The following is a 16,435-nucleotide window of genomic DNA, read 5'->3' as shown; positions in this document are numbered from 1 at the left end:
GAAGACCATGGCTCGTATTCTGATCGTCGATGACTCGCCGACTGAAATGTACAAACTCACCGGCATGCTGGAAAAGCACGGCCATGAAGTGCTCAAGGCCGAGAACGGTGCCGACGGCGTGGCCCTGGCCCGGGAAGAAAAACCCGATGCGGTGCTGATGGACATCGTCATGCCCGGCCTCAACGGCTTCCAGGCCACCCGGCAGTTGACCAAGGACGCCGAGACCAGCCACATCCCGGTGATCATCATCACCACCAAGGATCAGGAAACCGACAAGGTCTGGGGCACCCGCCAGGGCGCCAAGGACTACCTGACCAAGCCGGTGGACGAAGAGACCCTGATCAAGACCCTGAACAACGTCCTGGCCGGCTGATCGCCCGGCCATGAGCGAATCCCAGACCGCCTTCGAGCTGCTGCTGGAGATCGACCAGCGCTGCCGCCTGCTGGCTGCCGACCTGCCGTCCCAGGAAACCCGCCAGCACAGCTGGAGCGGTATCGGTTTCCGCCTGGGAGAGCACTGGTACGTCGCGGCCATGGGCGAGATCAGCGAAGTCCTGCACGAGCCGCGCTACACCCTGCTGCCCGGGGTCAAACCCTGGGTCAAGGGCGTGGCCAACCTGCGTGGGCGCCTGCTGCCGATCATGGACCTGTGCGGTTTTTTTGGTCATGAACTGTCGCCCCTGCGCAAGCAGCGGCGAGTGCTGGTGGTGGAGTACAAAGAGCTGTTCGCCGGCCTGCTGGTGGATGAGGTGGCCGGCCTGCAGCACTTTGCCCAGGACAGCCTGGAGCCCGGCCTTGGCGGATTCTGCGACGCCGCGATCAATCCCTACCTGCAAGGGCAGTTCCGTCGTGATCAGGTCTGGCAGGTGTTCAGCCCCTTCGCCCTGGCCCGTTCTCCCGGGTTCCTGGAGGTGGCGGCATGAATGACGCCCCGACGGCTGTGCAGCCCGTTTGCAGTGCCATGGCAGGCCCGTGCCTTCCTGGATCAATCCATGCTGCCCTGGCGATGCGTGCGTCCCGGGGACCCGAACGCGGGACCGCCCGCTCGCCACAGGCCTGATCGATGACCAAAGCCAAAACCGGCAAGCCCCTGGAGGGCTCCCGCAGTCGCTCGCAGATCATCGTGCTGTTCATCGCACTGATCGTGTTCATCATGCTGCTGTTCGCCAACTTCGCTTACCTCAATACCCAGGCCACCTACGACAAGCAGTACATCGGCCATGCTGGCGAGCTGCGGGTGCTGTCCCAGCGCATCGCCAAGAACGCCACCGAAGCGGCGGCGGGCAAGGCCGCGGCGTTCAAGCTGCTGGGGGATGCACGCAACGACTTTGCCCAGCGCTGGGGCTATCTGAAGAAGGGCGACCCGGCCACCGGCCTGCCCGGGGCCCCGGTGGCCCTGCGCCAGGAAATGCGCGCCGTGCAGCTGGACTGGGAAAAACTGCTGAAGAACACCGACGCGATCCTGGCCAGCGAACAGACGGTGTTGTCGCTGCACCAGGTGGCCGCGACCCTGGCGGAAACCGTGCCGCAGTTGCAGGTGGAATACGAGAAGGTGGTGGAGATCCTGCTCCAGCGCGGCGCCCCGGCAGCCCAGGTGGCTATGGCCCAGCGCCAGTCGTTGTTGGCCGAACGGATTCTCGGTGCGGTGAATACGGTGCTGGCCGGCGACGAAAACGCCGTGCAGGCCGCCGATGCATTCGGCCGCGATGCCGCACGATTCGGCCAGGTGCTCAACGGCATGCTGCAAGGCAACCCGGGGCTGAAGATCAGCCAGGTCGAAGACCTCGACGCCCGGTCCCGCCTGACGGAGATTTCCGAACTGTTCGAGTTCGTTTCCGGTTCCGTGGACGAGATCCTCGAAACCTCGCCCGAGCTGTTCCAGGTCCGCGAATCGGCGAGCAACATCTTCAGCCTGTCCCAGACCCTGCTGGACGAAGCCTCGCTGCTGGCCACCGGCTTCGAGAACCTGGCCGGCAGTCGCAAGCTGGACACCATCGGCGGTTACGTCCTGGGCCTGCTGGCACTGGCGTCGATCATCCTCATCGGCCTGGTGATGGTCCGCGAAACCAACCGCCAGTTGCTGGAAACCGCCGAGAAGAACGAGCGCAACCAGAACGCGATCATGCGTCTGCTGGATGAGATCGAGGACCTGGCGGACGGCGACCTGACGGTGACCGCTTCGGTGACCGAAGACTTCACCGGCACCATTGCCGATTCCATCAACTATTCCGTCGACCAACTGCGCGACCTGGTGGCCACCATCAACCTCACGGCGGGTCAGGTGGCCGGCGCGGTGCAGGAAACCCAGGCCACCGCCATGCAGCTGGCGGAAGCCTCGGAGCATCAGGCGCAGCAGATTTGCGAAGCTTCCACGGCGATCAACGACATCGCCCAGTCCATCGATCAGGTCTCGGCCACCGCGGCGGAGTCCTCGGCGGTGGCCGAGCGCTCGGTGGAGATCGCCAACAAGGGCAACGAAGTGGTGCACAACACCATCCACGGCATGGACAACATTCGTGAACAGATCCAGGACACCGCCAAGCGCATCAAGCGCCTGGGTGAGTCTTCCCAGGAAATCGGCGATATCGTCAGCCTGATCGACGACATTGCCGACCAGACCAACATCCTGGCCTTGAACGCGGCGATCCAGGCCTCCATGGCCGGGGATGCCGGGCGCGGTTTTGCCGTGGTGGCCGATGAAGTGCAGCGGCTGGCGGAGCGCTCCTCGGCGGCCACGCGACAGATCGAGACCCTGGTGCGGGCGATCCAGACCGATACCAACGAAGCGGTGATCTCCATGGAGCAGACCACCACCGAAGTGGTGCGTGGTGCACGCCTGGCCCAGGACGCCGGGGTGGCCCTGGAAGAAATCGAGGGCGTATCCAGGACCCTGGCGGCGCTGATCCAGAGCATCTCCAATGCGGCCCAGCAACAGACCTCCTCGGCCGGTCAGATTTCCCTGACCATGAACGTGATCCAGCAGATTACCTCGCAAACCTCGTCCGGCTCCACTGCGACCGCCGAGAGCATCGGCAACCTGGCGAAGATGGCCAGCCAACTGCGCCGCTCTGTATCCGGCTTTACCCTGCCGGCGACCCGGGGACCGGCCCCGAATGACAACCGCTGACGCTGGGAACCCGTTTGCGATCTGGCGAGCACAGAAGGTTTTGACTGGAGTGGTTATGGTTGACCGGCATGACTATGTGGCCCTGGAATGGGTCAAGGGCGAAATTGCCGAGACCTTGAAGCAGGCCTATCAGGCACTGGAGCACCTGGCGGACGATCCCCAGGCCTTGGACGCCCTCGACCAGTGCCTGGAGGGGATTCATCAGGTCCATGGCAGCCTGCAGATGGTGGAGTTCTACGGCGCCGCGCTGTTGGCCGAGGAGATGGAGAAACTCGCCCTGGCCCTGCAGCAACAGCGGGTGGCCCAGCGTGACGAAGCCCTGCGCCTGCTGCGCCAGGCCATCAGCCAGTTGCCCCAGTACCTGGACCGGGTGCAGAGCGCCCGGCGCGACCTGCCGTTGGTGGTGTTGCCACTGCTCAACGACCTGCGCAGCGCCCGGGGTGAAAGCCTGCTTTCGGAAACCAGCCTGTTCAGCCCGCAATTGCCCAGCCTGCCGCCTCTTTCCGACAAGGCACTGGCGGCCCTGGAGCCCCTGGAATTCCCGACCCAGTTGCGCAAGCTGCGACACATGCTGCAGACCGCGCTGGTGGACCTGCTGCGTGAGCAGGACGCCGACATTTGCCTGGGCCACATGGCCAAGGTCTTCGAGCGCCTGGAGGCCCTGTGCCAGGATGCGCCGCTGGCGCCTTTGTGGCATATCGCCTCGGCCCTGGTGGAAGGCATGCGCCAGAACGAGATCGCCAACAGCCCGGCGGTGCGCAGCCTGCTCAAGGACGCCGACAAGGAACTCAAGCGGCTCCTGGAGCAAGGCATGCCCGGCATCAACCAGGCGGCGCCCGCCGAGTTGCTCAAGAGCCTGTTGTTCTACATCGCCAAGGCGCGCCACCCCACTCCATTGATGCTGACCATGAAAGAACGTTACGGACTGGACGATGCCTTGCCCGACAGCGCGGTGGTCGACGAGGAGCGGGCCCGCATGGCCGGCCCCGATCGCGATGCCATGCGTTCGGTGCTGGCGGCCGTGTGCGACGGCCTGGTGCGGGTCAAGGAGCGCCTCGACCTGTTCGTGCGCAGCGATCGCCAGCACGCCGGCGACCTGGACAGCCTGCTGTCGCCGCTGCGGCAGATCGCCGACACCCTGGCGGTGCTGGGGTTCGGCCAGCCGCGCAAGGTGATCATCGACCAGTTGGCGGTGGTGCAGAGTCTGGCTCAGGGCCAGCGGGCGCCGGACGACGCGGTGTTGATGGATGTGGCCGGTGCCCTGTTGTATGTCGAGGCGACCCTGGCCGGCATGGTCGGCACTGTGGAGCCGGAGAGTCGCGAAGAAAGCCGCCTGCCCACCACCGACCTGACCCAGATCCACCAACTGGTGATCAGGGAGGCACGGCTCTGCCTGCAGCAGGCCAAGGACCTGATCATCGAGTGCATCGAAGGTGACTGGGAGCGCGAGCTACTGGTTTCGCTGCCAGAGCTGCTGACCCAGGTGCGCGGTGCCCTGGCGATGATTCCGCTGCCCCGTGCCGCCAGTCTGATGGAGGCCTGCAACCAGTTCATCGCCGAGCATCTGCTGCTGGCGCAACCCAGGCCGGCCTGGCAGCAACTGGACCATCTGGCTGACGTGATCACCAGCCTGGAGTACTACCTGGAGCGCTTGAGCGAGGACCATGAAGCCCCGGGCGAAAAGATCCTCGACGTTGCCGAGCAAGGCCTGGCCGCCCTCGGTTATGTACCGGTGGAACAGGTGCCGTTGCTGGATCAGCCCCTGAGTCCCAACCAGGCCCAAGTGGCGCAGGACCTGCAGGCGCTGGATGATCCCCAGGTGGCACAGTCCCTGGCGGATGCGCTGGCGGTGCCAGTATCGGCCCTCAACCCGCCGGCCCTGATCACCCCGGGCAGCCTGCTGCCGCCCCCTCGGGACGAGGAGCCCGTGGACGACGAACTGCGGGAAGTGTTCCTCGAAGAAACCGAGGAAGTGCTGGAAATGCTTCGTGAGTACCTGCCGCGCTGGGCGGCCGACCCCCAGGGCACGTCCGCCCTGAGTGAGCTGCGGCGGGCCTTTCATACCCTCAAGGGCAGCGGCCGCATGGTGCGTGCGCTGGTGCTGGGGGAGTTGGCCTGGGCGGTGGAGAACCTCCTCAATCGGGTGCTGGAACACAGCGTGGCCCCCGGCCCCGAGGTCCTGCAGCTGGTGGAGGACACGCTGGAGCTGTTGCCTGAGCTGATCGCCGAGTTCGCCGTCCAGGGTCAGCGTCAGCGCGATGATGTCGATCGCCTGGCGGCGCGTGCCCATGCCCTGGCCAAGGGCGCCGAGGAGCCCGCCAGCGTGGCGCCGGACGACCACGCCCTCGACCCGCAGTTGCTGGAAATCTTCCGGGCCGAAGCCCAGACCCACCTGGACAGCATCCAGCGTTTTCTCGATCAGGCCGCCGAGCACGTGCCGTTGCAGGCCAGCGACGCACTGCAACGTGCCCTGCACACCCTCAAGGGCAGCGCCTCCATGGCCGGAGTGCTGCCCATCGCCGAGCTGGCCGGGCCCTTCGACCAACTGGCCCGGGAGTACCGGGCGCACCTGATTCCCCTGGACCTGGACGAAGTGGAACTGCTGCTGGAGGCCGAAGGCCTGCTGCGCCGTGGCTTGCGGCAGCTGGACAGTGATCCGCTGGCGCCCATCGATGGTGCGCGCTCATTGGTCGGCCGCGTCCTGGTGCTGCTGGGGGAGCGGCTGGAAGCCTTGCTCAACGCCCCGGACAGTGCCCCTCGGGCCAAGCGCGATCCGCAGCTGATCAATAACTTCCTGGCCCAGGGCATGGACATCCTGCTGGATGCCGAAAGCCTGTTGCGGCGTTGGCAGCAGCATCCCGGCGAGCGCCAGGAGCTCAGCGCCTTGCTGGACGAGTTGACCACCCTTGGCGAAGGCGCTCACCTGGCCGACCTGCATCCGGTGGATGAGCTGTGCGAGGCCCTGCTCGATCTCTATGGCGCCGTGGAGGAAAGCAGCCTGGCGGTCAGCGAGGGCTTCTTCAATGAAGCCGAAAGCGCCCATGAAGCCCTGATCAACATGCTCGACGAGCTGGCGGCGGGCCAGGAAGTCAGCCCGCGGCCGGAGCGGGTCGAGGCCCTGCGCGAACTGTTGCACCAGGGCCTCGACCCATCCGCCACCGGCTTGATCAGAAGCGATGGCAGTCGCGTCCTGAGTATCAGTGAACTGGGGGCGGCCACCGCTGGCCTGGAGCAGGTTGCAGATCCTCTGCAAGCCGATGACGAGATCGTCGAGATCTTCCTCGAAGAAGCGGTGGATATCCTCGAAAGCGCCGACCAGGCCTTGCAGCGCTGGCTGGCCGATCCTGAAAATGCTGCACCGCTGTCGTCCCTGCAGCGGGACATGCATACCCTCAAGGGCGGTGCGCGCATGGCCGAAGTGGCCCCGGTGGCGGAACTGGCCCATGAGCTGGAGTCGCTGTACGAGGGGCTGGTGGACCGGCGCTACAGCCACAGTCAGCACCTGGGCCTGCTATTGCGCAGCAGCCATGAGCAGCTGGCGCTGCTGCTGGAGCAATTGCAGGGGCAACGGCCGCTGGACGAGTCCCGGGCCCAGGTCGATGCCGTGCGGGCCTACCGGCAGCAGGCCGCAAGCCCTGCGGAGCCGGTGCCGAGCGCGGCGCAGGAAGACAGTGCCGCCCAGGACCCGGAGCTGCTGGAGATCTTCCTTGAAGAGGGCTTCGACATCATCGACAGCTCCGCCGCGGCCCTGGGGCGCTGGCAGGCTGACCCCCAGGCCCGCCAGGAAGTGGAAACCCTGCTGCGGGACCTGCACACCCTCAAGGGCGGTGCGCGGATGGTGGAAATTGCCCCCATCGGCGATCTGGCCCACGAGCTGGAGTTTCTCTTCGAAGGCCTGTCCGCCGGCCTGCTGCAACCCAGCCCGGCGCTGTTCACCCTGTTGCAGAAAAGTCACGACCGTCTGGCGCAGATGCTCGACGCAGCCCGGGCTGGCCAGCCCATCGAGGCGGCGCAGAAACTCATCGACGCCATCCACGACCTGAGCCATCCCCGTGTGCCGTCCACGTCTGGGGTGCCAACCCCGCTACCGGCGAGCAAGCCCGAGCCTGTCGCACCCGCTCCAGAAGCGGCGGCAGCCGGGGACATGGTCAAGGTATCGGCGGAGTTGCTGGACGACCTGGTGAACCTGGCCGGGGAGACATCGATCTTCCGTGGCCGCATCGAACAACAGGTCAACGATGCCCGGGTGGCCCTTGGCGAGATGGAAACCACCATCGAGCGGATGCGTGACCAGCTGCGCCGCCTGGACACCGAGACCCAGGGACGGATTCTCAGCCGCCAGCAGGTGGAGGCCGAGCGCCTGGGCTACGAAGAGTTCGACCCCCTGGAAATGGATCGACACTCGCAGTTGCAGCAGCTGTCCCGGGCCCTGTTCGAATCGGCCTCGGACTTGCTGGACCTCAAGGAAACCCTCGACCGACGCAACCATGACGCCGAGAACCTGTTGCAGCAGCAGGGGCGCATCAACACCGAGTTGCAAGAAGGCTTGATGCGCACCCGCATGGTGCCTTTCGAGCGCATGGTGCCAAGGCTCAAGCGCATCGTGCGCCAAGTGGCCGAAGAGCTGGGCAAGGACGTGGAATTCGTGGTGGGCAACGCCGAGGGGGAAATGGACCGCAACGTGCTCGAACGCATGGTGGCGCCCCTGGAGCACATGCTGCGCAACGCCGTGGACCACGGCCTGGAATCCGTCGAGGCGCGGCTGGCCGCCGGCAAGCCGCGACAGGGGCGGATCACCCTCGACCTGTCCCGCGAGGGCGGCGACATCATCTTCGACATGCGCGACGACGGTGCCGGAGTGCCCCTGGAGGCGGTGCGCAACAAGGCCATCAAGCGCGGCCTGCTGGACCCGCAGGCGCCCATCAGCGACCGCGAGGTGCTGCAGTTCATCATGCAGCCGGGCTTTTCCACCGCCGAGAAGATCACCCAGATCTCCGGGCGCGGCGTGGGCATGGACGTGGTCCATGAAGAAGTGCGCCAACTGGGCGGCAGCATGAGCATCGACTCCATTGCCGGCCAGGGGGTGCATTTCCGTATTCGCTTGCCATTCACCGTCTCGGTCAACCGGGCATTGATGGTGCAGTGCGCCGACGAGCAGTACGCCATCCCGCTGAACACCGTGGAAGGCATCGTCCGGGTGCTGCCGGGTGAACTGGACGCCTATTACCAACTCGACCCGCCGCGCTATGAATACGCCGGCCAGCGCTATGACCTGTGCTACCTGGGGGAGCTGCTGCACACCGTGCCGCGGCCCAAGCTCCTGGGCCAGGTGCTGCCGTTGCCGGTGCTGCTGGTGCACTGCAACGAGCAGCGTATCGCGGTGCAGGTGGATACCACGGCCGGCACCCGGGAGATCGTGGTCAAGAGCCTGGGCCCGCAGTTCGCGGCGGTGCAGGGCCTGTCCGGCGCGACCATTCTCGGCGATGGCCGGGTGGTGCTGATTCTCGACCTGCTGGCGCATATCCGCGCACAGCAGTTGCAAGCGCCCCTGCCGCGTCCGGCCGGGGAGGAAGCGGTCAGCGAGGTGGAGCCGCCACGGCCGATGCTGGTGCTGGTGGTGGATGACTCGGTCACCGTGCGCAAGGTCACCAGCCGCTTGCTGGAGCGCCACGGCATGAACGTGCTCACCGCCAAGGACGGAGTCGATGCCATGGCCGTGCTGGCCGAGCACACCCCGGACCTGATGCTGCTGGATATCGAGATGCCGCGCATGGACGGCTTCGAAGTGGCGATCCAGGTGCGCAACGATCCACGTCTGCAGCACTTGCCGATCATCATGATCACCTCCCGTACCGGCCAGAAACACCGCGATCGGGCCATGGCCATTGGCGTCAACGACTATCTCGGCAAGCCTTATCAAGAGTCGGTGTTACTGGAAAGCATCGCCCTGTGGAGCAAGAACCATGCTTGATCACCGCTCCAGCACCCTCACCGGGCTGTTGTTGCCCCTGGCCGACCGCACCCTGATCTTGCCGAACGTGGCGGTGGCCGAGTTGATCGACTACCAGCAGGGCGCCTTCGACCTGGACTCGCCACCCTGGTACCTGGGCCAGGTGCTCTGGCGCGAACGGCGGATTCCGTTGATCAGTTTCGAATCGGCCTGTGGCAACAAGACGGTGATCGGCGAGCGGGCTCGCATCGTGGTGCTCAATGCCCTGGGCGGGCGCCCGGAACTGAAGTTCATCGCCTTGCTGGTGCAGGGCATTCCCCGTTCCTGCAAGCTCGACAGCCAACTGAGCTATGTCGACGTGCCCCTGGCGCCCCTGGAAAAAGCCGCGGTGCAGGTGGCCGAGCTGGTGGCCAAAGTGCCGGATCTGCTGGCGCTGGAAGAGTTGCTGGTGGGGGGGCTTTAGGGCCGCTTCGCCGGCCAGCCGGCTCCTGCACAAAACCGCCTGTAGGCGCGGGCTTGCCAGCGAAAGCAGCGCCTCAGGCAGTACGCAACCTGTCCCGCACTTCCATCAGCGCATAGCCCAGCAGGTTCAGGCCGCGCCATTGCTCCGGCCGGCTGGCCTTGGCGTCCTCGGCGGCCAGGCCAATGCCCCAGATCCGGTCCACCGGGCTGGCTTCCACCAGCACCTGGTCCCGGGTGGACAGCAAGTACTCGCCCAGGGCCGAGTGCTGGCTGAACTTGGCCAGGTTGCCCTGGACCACGATGTCGAAGCGCGCCGCTTGCCATTGCGTGTCATCGAAACCACGAACCTCACGGCCCAGTTGCTTCACATCGGCGGGCGTCACGGCCTTGAGGATGCGCCCGTGGGTTTCCCGGTCGTCGAACAGCAGGGCCTTGCCGGCCATCATGAAGTGCTCGGCGCTGGGATAGTGGATGCCCTCGATCTCGAAACCGGCGGCAAACCACTGGCTGAAGCAACTCGGGGAAGGGCGCCCGTCCCGGGTCGGCTGGTGCCCCCAGAACATCAGGTAGTCGGGCTTCAGGCCGTGCTTGATCTGTTCCAGCAACGCCTGGTTCGAGCGAATCGGTGTGTCCATGCTGACTCTCATTGTTGTCTGCTCAGGCCATTGGCTGGCCGGTCCGGTGGGCATTGTGTACCGAGAGCGAGAAACGGCGCCATTGGCTTGGCAATCGTTACGCTCAGCGTAACTATCCAACGCCGGGCTTGATTGATGACCCCAGGTTTCACTCCTATGGTGACTGCCACGACAGCGAACCCGTGGAGTGAGCATGACAACAATAATTTCCCCCGACGCGCGCTGGTCGCGGCGGCGCAGCGAAAAGCAGCGGCGCCTCGAACAGGTGCGGGCCATCGCCGATGGCGTGGTGTTGCCGAGCGACAAGATCGTCGCCGCCCTGGAAGCCCTGATCCTGCCCGGCGACCGGGTAGTGCTGGAGGGCAATAACCAGAAGCAGGCGGACTTTCTCTCCCGCTCCCTGGCCAAGGTCGACCCGGCCAAGCTGCATGACTTGCACATGATCATGCCCAGTGTCGGCCGTTCCGAGCACCTAGACCTGTTCGAGCGCGGCATCGCCCGCAAGCTGGACTTCTCCTTCGCCGGCACCCAGAGCCTGCGCATCAGCCAGTTGCTGGAAGACGGGCTGCTGGAAATCGGCGCCATTCATACCTACATCGAACTCTATGCACGGCTGGTGGTGGACCTGATCCCCAATGTGGTGCTGTCCGCCGGGTTCATGGCCGACCGTGCCGGCAACATCTACACCGGCCCCAGCACCGAGGACACCCCGGCACTGATCGAGCCGGCGGCCTTCAGCGACGGCATTGTCATCGTCCAGGTCAACCAGTTGGTGGACGATGTCAGCGAGCTGCCCCGGGTCGACATTCCCGCGTCCTGGGTCGACTTCGTGGTGGTGGCCGACAAGCCGTTCTATATCGAACCGCTGTTCACCCGCGATCCACGGCATATCAAGCCGGTGCATGTGTTGATGGCGATGATGGCGATCCGCGGCATCTACGAAAAACACAAGGTGCAGTCGCTGAACCACGGCATCGGTTTCAACACCGCGGCCATCGAGCTGATCCTGCCGACCTACGGCGAGTCCCTGGGGCTCAAGGGCAAGATCTGCCGCAACTGGACCCTCAATCCCCACCCAACCCTGATCCCGGCCATCGAAAGCGGCTGGGTGGAAAGCGTGCATTGCTTCGGCACCGAACTGGGCATGGAGAACTACATCGCTGCACGCCCGGACGTGTTCTTCACCGGTCGTGACGGTTCCCTGCGTTCCAACCGGATGTTCTGCCAGCTGGCCGGGCAATACGCGGTGGACCTGTTTATCGGCGCCACCTTGCAGGTGGACGGCGACGGCCACTCTTCCACCGTGACCCGCGGCCGTCTGGCCGGTTTCGGCGGGGCACCGAACATGGGCCACGACCCGCGCGGGCGGCGCCACGGCACTCCGGCCTGGCTCGATATGCGCCAGGATCAAAGCGATGCACCCCAGGCCATGCTCGAACGCGGCAAGAAGCTGGTGGTGCAGATGGTGGAAACCTTCCAGGAAGGCGGCAAACCGACCTTTGTCGAGACCCTGGATGCCGTGGAAGTGGCGCGCAAGAGCGGCATGCCCCTGGCGCCGATCATGATCTACGGCGACGACGTTACTCACCTGCTCACCGAGGAAGGCATCGCCTACCTGTACAAGGCCCGCTCCCTGGAAGAACGCCAGGCGATGATCGCCGCGGTGGCTGGGGTGACCGCCATCGGCTTGCGCCACAACCCCAAGGACACCGCGCGCATGCGCCGTGAAGGGCTGATCGCCTTGCCGGAAGACCTGGGCATTCGCCGGACCGACGCCAGCCGCGAGCTGCTGGCGGCGAAAAGCGTCGCCGATCTGGTGCAGTGGTCCGGTGGCTTGTACAACCCGCCCGCCAAGTTCAGGAGCTGGTAATGCACGCACTCAACCTGCAATCAAACAGCCTGAGTCTGGCCGAACGCTTGGCGGACCTGGCGGTGGACGCGCTGATCGACGAGGCCGACCTGTCGCCCAAGCCGGCCCTGGTGGACCGCCGTGGCAATGGCGCCCATACCGATCTGCACCTGGGCTTGATGCACGCTTCGGCCCTGGCCCTGTGGCCGGCCTTCAAGGAAATGGCCGAAGCGGCGCTGGCGTTCGGCGCCGTCGGCCTGCCTCTGCGCGAAGCCCTGGGCCGCATCGGCCGCGAAGGCGAACAGGCCATGCTTGCCACCACGGCGGGGGTGAATACCCATCGTGGGGCGATCTGGGCCCTGGGCCTGCTGGTGGCCGCCGCCGCGCTGGAGCCTCAAGCCACAGGCGCCGGCAGTGTTGCACTGCGGGCCGCGCGTCTGGCCCTGCTGGAGGATCGTTACGCGCCACGGCCCTTGAGTCATGGCGCCCAGGTGGCGCTGCGCTACGGTGTGCGCGGTGCTCGGGAAGAAGCCCAGCAAGGCTTCCCCGCGGTGCTGCAATGGGGGCTGCCACAGCTCAAGCGCAGCCGCGCCCAGGGCCATGGCGAACAGAACGCCCGGCTTGATGCCTTGCTGGCGATCATGAGCCGTCTGGCGGACACCTGCGTGCTGTACCGCGCCGGTGAGCAAGGCTTGCAGGCCATGCAGCAGGGCGCCCAGGCGGTGCTCGATGCCGGTGGCAGCGCCAGCCTCGCCGGTCGTCGTCGCTTGCATGAGCTGGACCTGCAACTGTTGACCTTGAATGCCTCGCCCGGCGGCGCCGCTGATTTGCTGGCGGCCAGCCTGCTGTTGGACCGGATCGAATCCGCCGACGCCTTTATCCAGGGAGCGCTCTAATGGAAACCTTGTCTTTTCAATTCCCCGCCGGCCAGCCCGGCCGTGGCCGCGCCCTGGTGGGCTGTGTCGGCTCCGGCGACCTGGAAGTGCTGCTGGAGCCGGGTCAGCCCGGCACATTGACCATCCAGGTGCAGACTTCGGTAAACGGCAGCGCCGCCCGCTGGCAGCACCTGTTCGAGCGCATGTTCGACGGCCAGTTGCCGCCGGCGCTGCTGATCGACATCCATGATTTCGGCGCCACCCCGGGGGTGGTGCGCCTGCGCCTGGAACAGGGCTTCGAGGAGATCGGTCATGACTGACAGCGCACGTTTATTGAACAAGCACAGCTTCGTCGAACTGGGCGCCCGGCAGCGAGCCCGCGCCTTGCTGGATGCCGGCAGTTTTCGCGAGCTGCTGGACCCTTTCCAGCGGGTCATGTCGCCCTGGCTGGCGCGTCAGGGCGTGGTGCCCCAGGCCGACGACGGCGTGGTGATCGCCAAGGGCAGCATCGCCGGTTTGCCGGTGGTGATTGCCGCCATCGAAGGCGCGTTCCAGGGCGGCAGCCTGGGTGAAGTGGGCGGGGCGAAGATCGCCGGAGCCCTGGAACTGGCTGCCGAGGACAACCGCAACGGCATCCCGACCTGTGCCGTGCTGCTGCTGGAAACCGGTGGCGTGCGCCTGCAGGAAGCCAACCTCGGGCTGGCAGCGATTGCCGACATCCATGCGGCGATTGTCGACCTGCGCCAGTACCAGCCGGTGGTCGGCGTGGTGGCCGGCAGTGTCGGCTGTTTTGGCGGCATGTCGATTGCCGCCGGGCTGTGCAGTTATCTCGTGGTCACCCAGGAAGCGCGCCTGGGGCTCAACGGCCCGCAAGTGATCGAGCAGGAAGCCGGGCTTGAGGAGTACGACTCCCGGGATCGGCCGTTCATCTGGAGCCTGACCGGCGGCGAGCAGCGTTTCGCCAGCGGTTTGGTGGACCGTTATGTGGCCGACGACGTGGCGCAGATCCAGGCCCAGGTCCGCGAGTTGCTGGCCCTGGGCTTGCCCGAGCGGCAACGCAGCCGCGAGGCCGATCTGTACCTGCAACGCCTGGCCCGTTTGGACACCACGCCGCAAATCGATGCGGCGACGGTTCGCGATATGTATCAAGGAGACCGCTCATGAGTGCTTGTTCTTTGCGGGGTTTGAACTGGTTCAACGCCTTGAGTGGCGGCGCCGCGCTGGTGGCCGGCCTGCCGCCGTCGCTGCGGGTGGCCGATGGTCAATTGGCGGGGCAGGCGGTGCGTTTTATCGCCGTGGTGGCCGACCCGGAAAATCGCTTTCCCCGTGCCCGTCAGGGCGAGGTCGGCCTGCTGGAAGGCTGGGGCCTGGCCAAGGCCGTGGATGAGTTGATCGATGCCGACTGCGACCAGCCTCACAAGCGGGCGCTGCTCGCCATCGTCGATGTGCCGAGCCAGGCTTATGGCCGTCGCGAAGAGGCCCTGGGCATCCATCAGGCCTTGGCGGCGGCGGCCGACAGCTACGCCCGGGCGCGGCTGGCGGGGCACCCGGTGATTGCCTTGTTGGTGGGCAAGGCCATGTCCGGAGCCTTTCTGGCCCACGGTTATCAGGCCAACCGCTTGATCGCCCTGCGCGACCCAGGGGTGATGGTGCATGCCATGGGCAAGGCGTCGGCGGCGCGGGTCACTCTGCGCAGTGTCGAGGAACTGGAAGCCCTGGCCGCCAGCGTGCCGCCCATGGCCTATGACATCGACAGCTACGCCAGTCTCGGGCTGCTCTGGGAAAGCGTATCGGTGCGGCAGATTGAACAGCCGGCAGTGGAGGATCTGGCGGTCGTCGAGGAATGCCTGTTGGCGGCGATTGCCGATGTGCGGGCCAAAGGCGTCGACCTGAGCTGCCGTCTGGGGGCGTCGAACCGGGCGGCGTCGAGCCGGGTTCGCCAATTGCTGCGGGAACAATGGTGAACGGGCTCGGCCCCTGGCTGCCCCACGACTTGCTGTGGGGCATGACCCCGGCGCAGTTGGCCGCCGATGCGCCGGATTGGGCCTTTGCCGTGCTGGAGGCCGGGCAGCCGGTGGTGGTGCGGCGGGCGCTGACGGCGCCGGGGCAGATTGCTGTCGGCTTGCGCGGTGGCACCCGTGAGCAGCGCTACCCGGCTGTGCTGGCGTTGGAGTCGGTGCAGCGTGGGGTACATCCCGAGGCGCTGTGCCGGATGTCCGGCTCGCGCTCATTGCCGGCGCTTCGGGCGTTGCAGCAGTTACGCGGCGAGCTGGATGCCCTGGGCCTGGTCTGGGGCGTCAGCGGCAGCGCCGGTTTTGAGTTGGCCTGCGGGATTGCCGCGCTGCATCAGCACAGCGACCTGGACCTGATCCTGCGTACGCCGGAACCTTTTTCCCGGACTCAGGCCCGCGAGTTGCTGGCCCTGCTGGAGTGCGCCGAGTGCCCGGTGGATCTGCAACTGCAGGTGCCGGCCGGCGCTCTGGCCCTGCGGGAATGGGCGGGAACGGCGCCTCGGGTGCTGCTTAAAAGTGCCGAGGGCGCGCGCTTGGTCAGCGACCCCTGGTGCGCGCTGGAGCAGCCGGCATGAGCAGCTTGCTGGTGTTTCCGGGCCAGGGCGCGCAGCAGCCGGGGATGCTCCAGCGTTTGCCGCCAAGCCCTGAAATCCGCGCCTGCCTGGACGAGGCCAGCGAAGTGCTGGGCGAGGATGTGCTGACCCTGGATTCGCCCCAGGCCCTGGCCAGCACACGGGCCGTGCAGTTGTGCCTGTTGATCGCTGGCGTGGCCTGTGCCCGTACCCTGCTGCAAGCGCCGGTCAAGGCGGACTATGTGGCGGGCTTGTCCATCGGTGCCTACCCGGCGGCGGTGGTGGCCGGGGCCTTGGGGTTTGCCGATGCGTTGCGACTGGTGAGCCTGCGTGGCCAGTTGATGCAGCAAGCCTATCCGCAGGGCTATGGCATGACCGCATTGATCGGCCTGGATCTGGCGCTGGTGGAGGGGTTGCTGGCCCAGGTCCACAGCCCGCAAACGCCGGTGTACCTGGCCAACATCAACGCCGACAGCCAAGTGGTGATCGCCGGCAGCGATGCGGCGATGCATGCCGTGGCCGAGCTGGCCCGGGGTTGTGGAGTCGGCGTGGCCAAGCGTCTGGCGGTCAGCGTGCCGTCCCATTGCCCGTTGCTGGAACAACCGGCCCAGATCCTGGCCGCCGCTTTTGCCGAAGTGCCCTTGCAGGTGCCCGCCCTGGGTTATCTGAGCGGCAGCCGGGCCCGACCGTTGCGCACGGTGGAACAGGTGCGCGATGACCTGGCGTTCAACATGTGCCGGGTGGTGGACTGGCGCGGCACCGTGCAAAGCGCCTACGAGCGCGGGGTGCGCCTGCAGATCGAACTGCCACCCGGCGCGGTACTCACCGGGTTGGCCCGCCGGGTGTTTGCCCAGGGGACGGTGATCGCCTTCGACGGCGCGCGCCTGGACACCTTGCAGGCGCTGATGCGTGAGGAGGGAAGCCGCGACCGATAGAGCACCGACTCAGGCTGA

The 16,435-nt window shown here is 66.2% G+C and carries 13 protein-coding genes; 12 read left to right on the top strand and 1 reads right to left on the bottom strand.

What is annotated here, in order from left to right:
- Nucleotides 1-7: 7 nt before the first annotated feature.
- The 5 genes from pilH to PFZ56_RS03570 all read left to right on the top strand — a co-directional run bounded on the left by pilH (nucleotide 8) and on the right by PFZ56_RS03570 (nucleotide 9,540).
- On the top strand, nucleotides 8-373 hold the full coding sequence (pilH, locus tag PFZ56_RS03590; RefSeq protein ID WP_011064000.1) for a twitching motility response regulator PilH: 366 nt from the start codon (nucleotides 8-10) through the stop codon (nucleotides 371-373).
- 10 nt (nucleotides 374-383) lie between these two features.
- Nucleotides 384-923 carry a chemotaxis protein CheW gene (locus PFZ56_RS03585; RefSeq protein ID WP_102881161.1) on the top strand — a complete coding sequence of 180 codons (540 nt, stop codon included), beginning with the start codon at nucleotides 384-386 and terminating at the stop codon, nucleotides 921-923.
- Between the two features lie 140 nt (nucleotides 924-1,063).
- Nucleotides 1,064-3,127, top strand: coding sequence for a methyl-accepting chemotaxis protein (locus tag PFZ56_RS03580; protein WP_102881160.1), 2,064 nt, complete (start codon nucleotides 1,064-1,066; stop codon nucleotides 3,125-3,127).
- Nucleotides 3,128-3,182: 55 nt separating this feature from the next.
- Nucleotides 3,183-9,098 carry an Hpt domain-containing protein gene (locus PFZ56_RS03575; protein ID WP_123389927.1) on the top strand — a complete coding sequence of 1,972 codons (5,916 nt, stop codon included), beginning with the start codon at nucleotides 3,183-3,185 and terminating at the stop codon, nucleotides 9,096-9,098.
- Complete coding sequence (locus PFZ56_RS03570; protein ID WP_102862066.1) at nucleotides 9,091-9,540, top strand: chemotaxis protein CheW; 450 nt, start codon at nucleotides 9,091-9,093, stop codon at nucleotides 9,538-9,540. Before PFZ56_RS03575 ends, PFZ56_RS03570 begins: the two co-directional genes overlap by 8 nt.
- Before the next feature lie 73 nt (nucleotides 9,541-9,613).
- Here PFZ56_RS03570 and PFZ56_RS03565 read toward each other — a convergent pair whose 3' ends face one another.
- Entirely contained in the window at nucleotides 9,614-10,174 is a 561-nt protein-coding gene (locus tag PFZ56_RS03565) for an NADAR family protein (protein ID WP_110594344.1), read from the bottom strand.
- A 193-nt stretch (nucleotides 10,175-10,367) separates the two neighbouring features.
- On the opposite strand from PFZ56_RS03565, the gene mdcA reads away from it, so the two are divergent.
- The 7 genes from mdcA to mdcH are packed head-to-tail and all read left to right on the top strand — an operon-like array spanning nucleotide 10,368 to nucleotide 16,417.
- Nucleotides 10,368-12,044 carry a malonate decarboxylase subunit alpha gene (gene mdcA, locus PFZ56_RS03560; protein WP_170001815.1) on the top strand — a complete coding sequence of 559 codons (1,677 nt, stop codon included), beginning with the start codon at nucleotides 10,368-10,370 and terminating at the stop codon, nucleotides 12,042-12,044.
- Entirely contained in the window at nucleotides 12,044-12,919 is an 876-nt protein-coding gene (locus PFZ56_RS03555) for a triphosphoribosyl-dephospho-CoA synthase (protein WP_170001817.1), read from the top strand. Before mdcA ends, PFZ56_RS03555 begins: the two co-directional genes overlap by 1 nt.
- On the top strand, nucleotides 12,919-13,218 hold the full coding sequence (locus PFZ56_RS03550) for a malonate decarboxylase subunit delta (RefSeq protein ID WP_102862062.1): 300 nt from the start codon (nucleotides 12,919-12,921) through the stop codon (nucleotides 13,216-13,218). The genes PFZ56_RS03555 and PFZ56_RS03550 overlap by 1 nt, the downstream gene beginning before the upstream one ends.
- Entirely contained in the window at nucleotides 13,211-14,062 is an 852-nt protein-coding gene (locus PFZ56_RS03545) for a biotin-independent malonate decarboxylase subunit beta (protein WP_170001819.1), read from the top strand. Before PFZ56_RS03550 ends, PFZ56_RS03545 begins: the two co-directional genes overlap by 8 nt.
- A complete protein-coding gene (gene mdcE / locus PFZ56_RS03540; protein WP_170001821.1) occupies nucleotides 14,059-14,862 on the top strand; it encodes a biotin-independent malonate decarboxylase subunit gamma in 804 nt (267 codons plus the stop codon). Before PFZ56_RS03545 ends, mdcE begins: the two co-directional genes overlap by 4 nt.
- Nucleotides 14,859-15,485: a malonate decarboxylase holo-ACP synthase gene (locus tag PFZ56_RS03535; RefSeq protein ID WP_170001823.1), complete on the top strand. Its 627-nt coding sequence runs from the start codon at nucleotides 14,859-14,861 to the stop codon at nucleotides 15,483-15,485. The genes mdcE and PFZ56_RS03535 overlap by 4 nt, the downstream gene beginning before the upstream one ends.
- Nucleotides 15,482-16,417 carry a malonate decarboxylase subunit epsilon gene (gene mdcH / locus PFZ56_RS03530; protein WP_170001825.1) on the top strand — a complete coding sequence of 312 codons (936 nt, stop codon included), beginning with the start codon at nucleotides 15,482-15,484 and terminating at the stop codon, nucleotides 16,415-16,417. The genes PFZ56_RS03535 and mdcH overlap by 4 nt, the downstream gene beginning before the upstream one ends.
- Nucleotides 16,418-16,435 lie beyond the last annotated feature (18 nt).

Origin of the sequence: Pseudomonas danubii, from assembly GCF_042980055.1 — a bacterium.
Classification (GTDB): domain Bacteria; phylum Pseudomonadota; class Gammaproteobacteria; order Pseudomonadales; family Pseudomonadaceae; genus Aquipseudomonas; species Aquipseudomonas danubii.
The sequence above is the reverse complement of the archived record's forward strand: the minus strand, read 5'-3'. Positions and strand labels throughout refer to the sequence as shown.

What these genes read in the sequence shown, in the direction of transcription:
- PFZ56_RS03570 (WP_102862066.1), top strand. Translation starts at nt 9,091, where the DNA reads ATGCTTGATCACCGCTCCAGCACCCTCACCGGGCTGTTGTTGCCCCTG.
- mdcH (WP_170001825.1), top strand. Translation starts at nt 15,482, where the DNA reads ATGAGCAGCTTGCTGGTGTTTCCGGGCCAGGGCGCGCAGCAGCCGGGG.
- PFZ56_RS03575 (WP_123389927.1), top strand. Translation starts at nt 3,183, where the DNA reads ATGGTTGACCGGCATGACTATGTGGCCCTGGAATGGGTCAAGGGCGAA.
- PFZ56_RS03565 (WP_110594344.1), bottom strand. Translation starts at nt 10,174, where the DNA reads ATGGACACACCGATTCGCTCGAACCAGGCGTTGCTGGAACAGATCAAG.
- pilH (WP_011064000.1), top strand. Translation starts at nt 8, where the DNA reads ATGGCTCGTATTCTGATCGTCGATGACTCGCCGACTGAAATGTACAAA.
- PFZ56_RS03580 (WP_102881160.1), top strand. Translation starts at nt 1,064, where the DNA reads ATGACCAAAGCCAAAACCGGCAAGCCCCTGGAGGGCTCCCGCAGTCGC.
- PFZ56_RS03555 (WP_170001817.1), top strand. Translation starts at nt 12,044, where the DNA reads ATGCACGCACTCAACCTGCAATCAAACAGCCTGAGTCTGGCCGAACGC.
- mdcA (WP_170001815.1), top strand. Translation starts at nt 10,368, where the DNA reads ATGACAACAATAATTTCCCCCGACGCGCGCTGGTCGCGGCGGCGCAGC.
- PFZ56_RS03545 (WP_170001819.1), top strand. Translation starts at nt 13,211, where the DNA reads ATGACTGACAGCGCACGTTTATTGAACAAGCACAGCTTCGTCGAACTG.
- PFZ56_RS03585 (WP_102881161.1), top strand. Translation starts at nt 384, where the DNA reads ATGAGCGAATCCCAGACCGCCTTCGAGCTGCTGCTGGAGATCGACCAG.
- PFZ56_RS03550 (WP_102862062.1), top strand. Translation starts at nt 12,919, where the DNA reads ATGGAAACCTTGTCTTTTCAATTCCCCGCCGGCCAGCCCGGCCGTGGC.
- mdcE (WP_170001821.1), top strand. Translation starts at nt 14,059, where the DNA reads ATGAGTGCTTGTTCTTTGCGGGGTTTGAACTGGTTCAACGCCTTGAGT.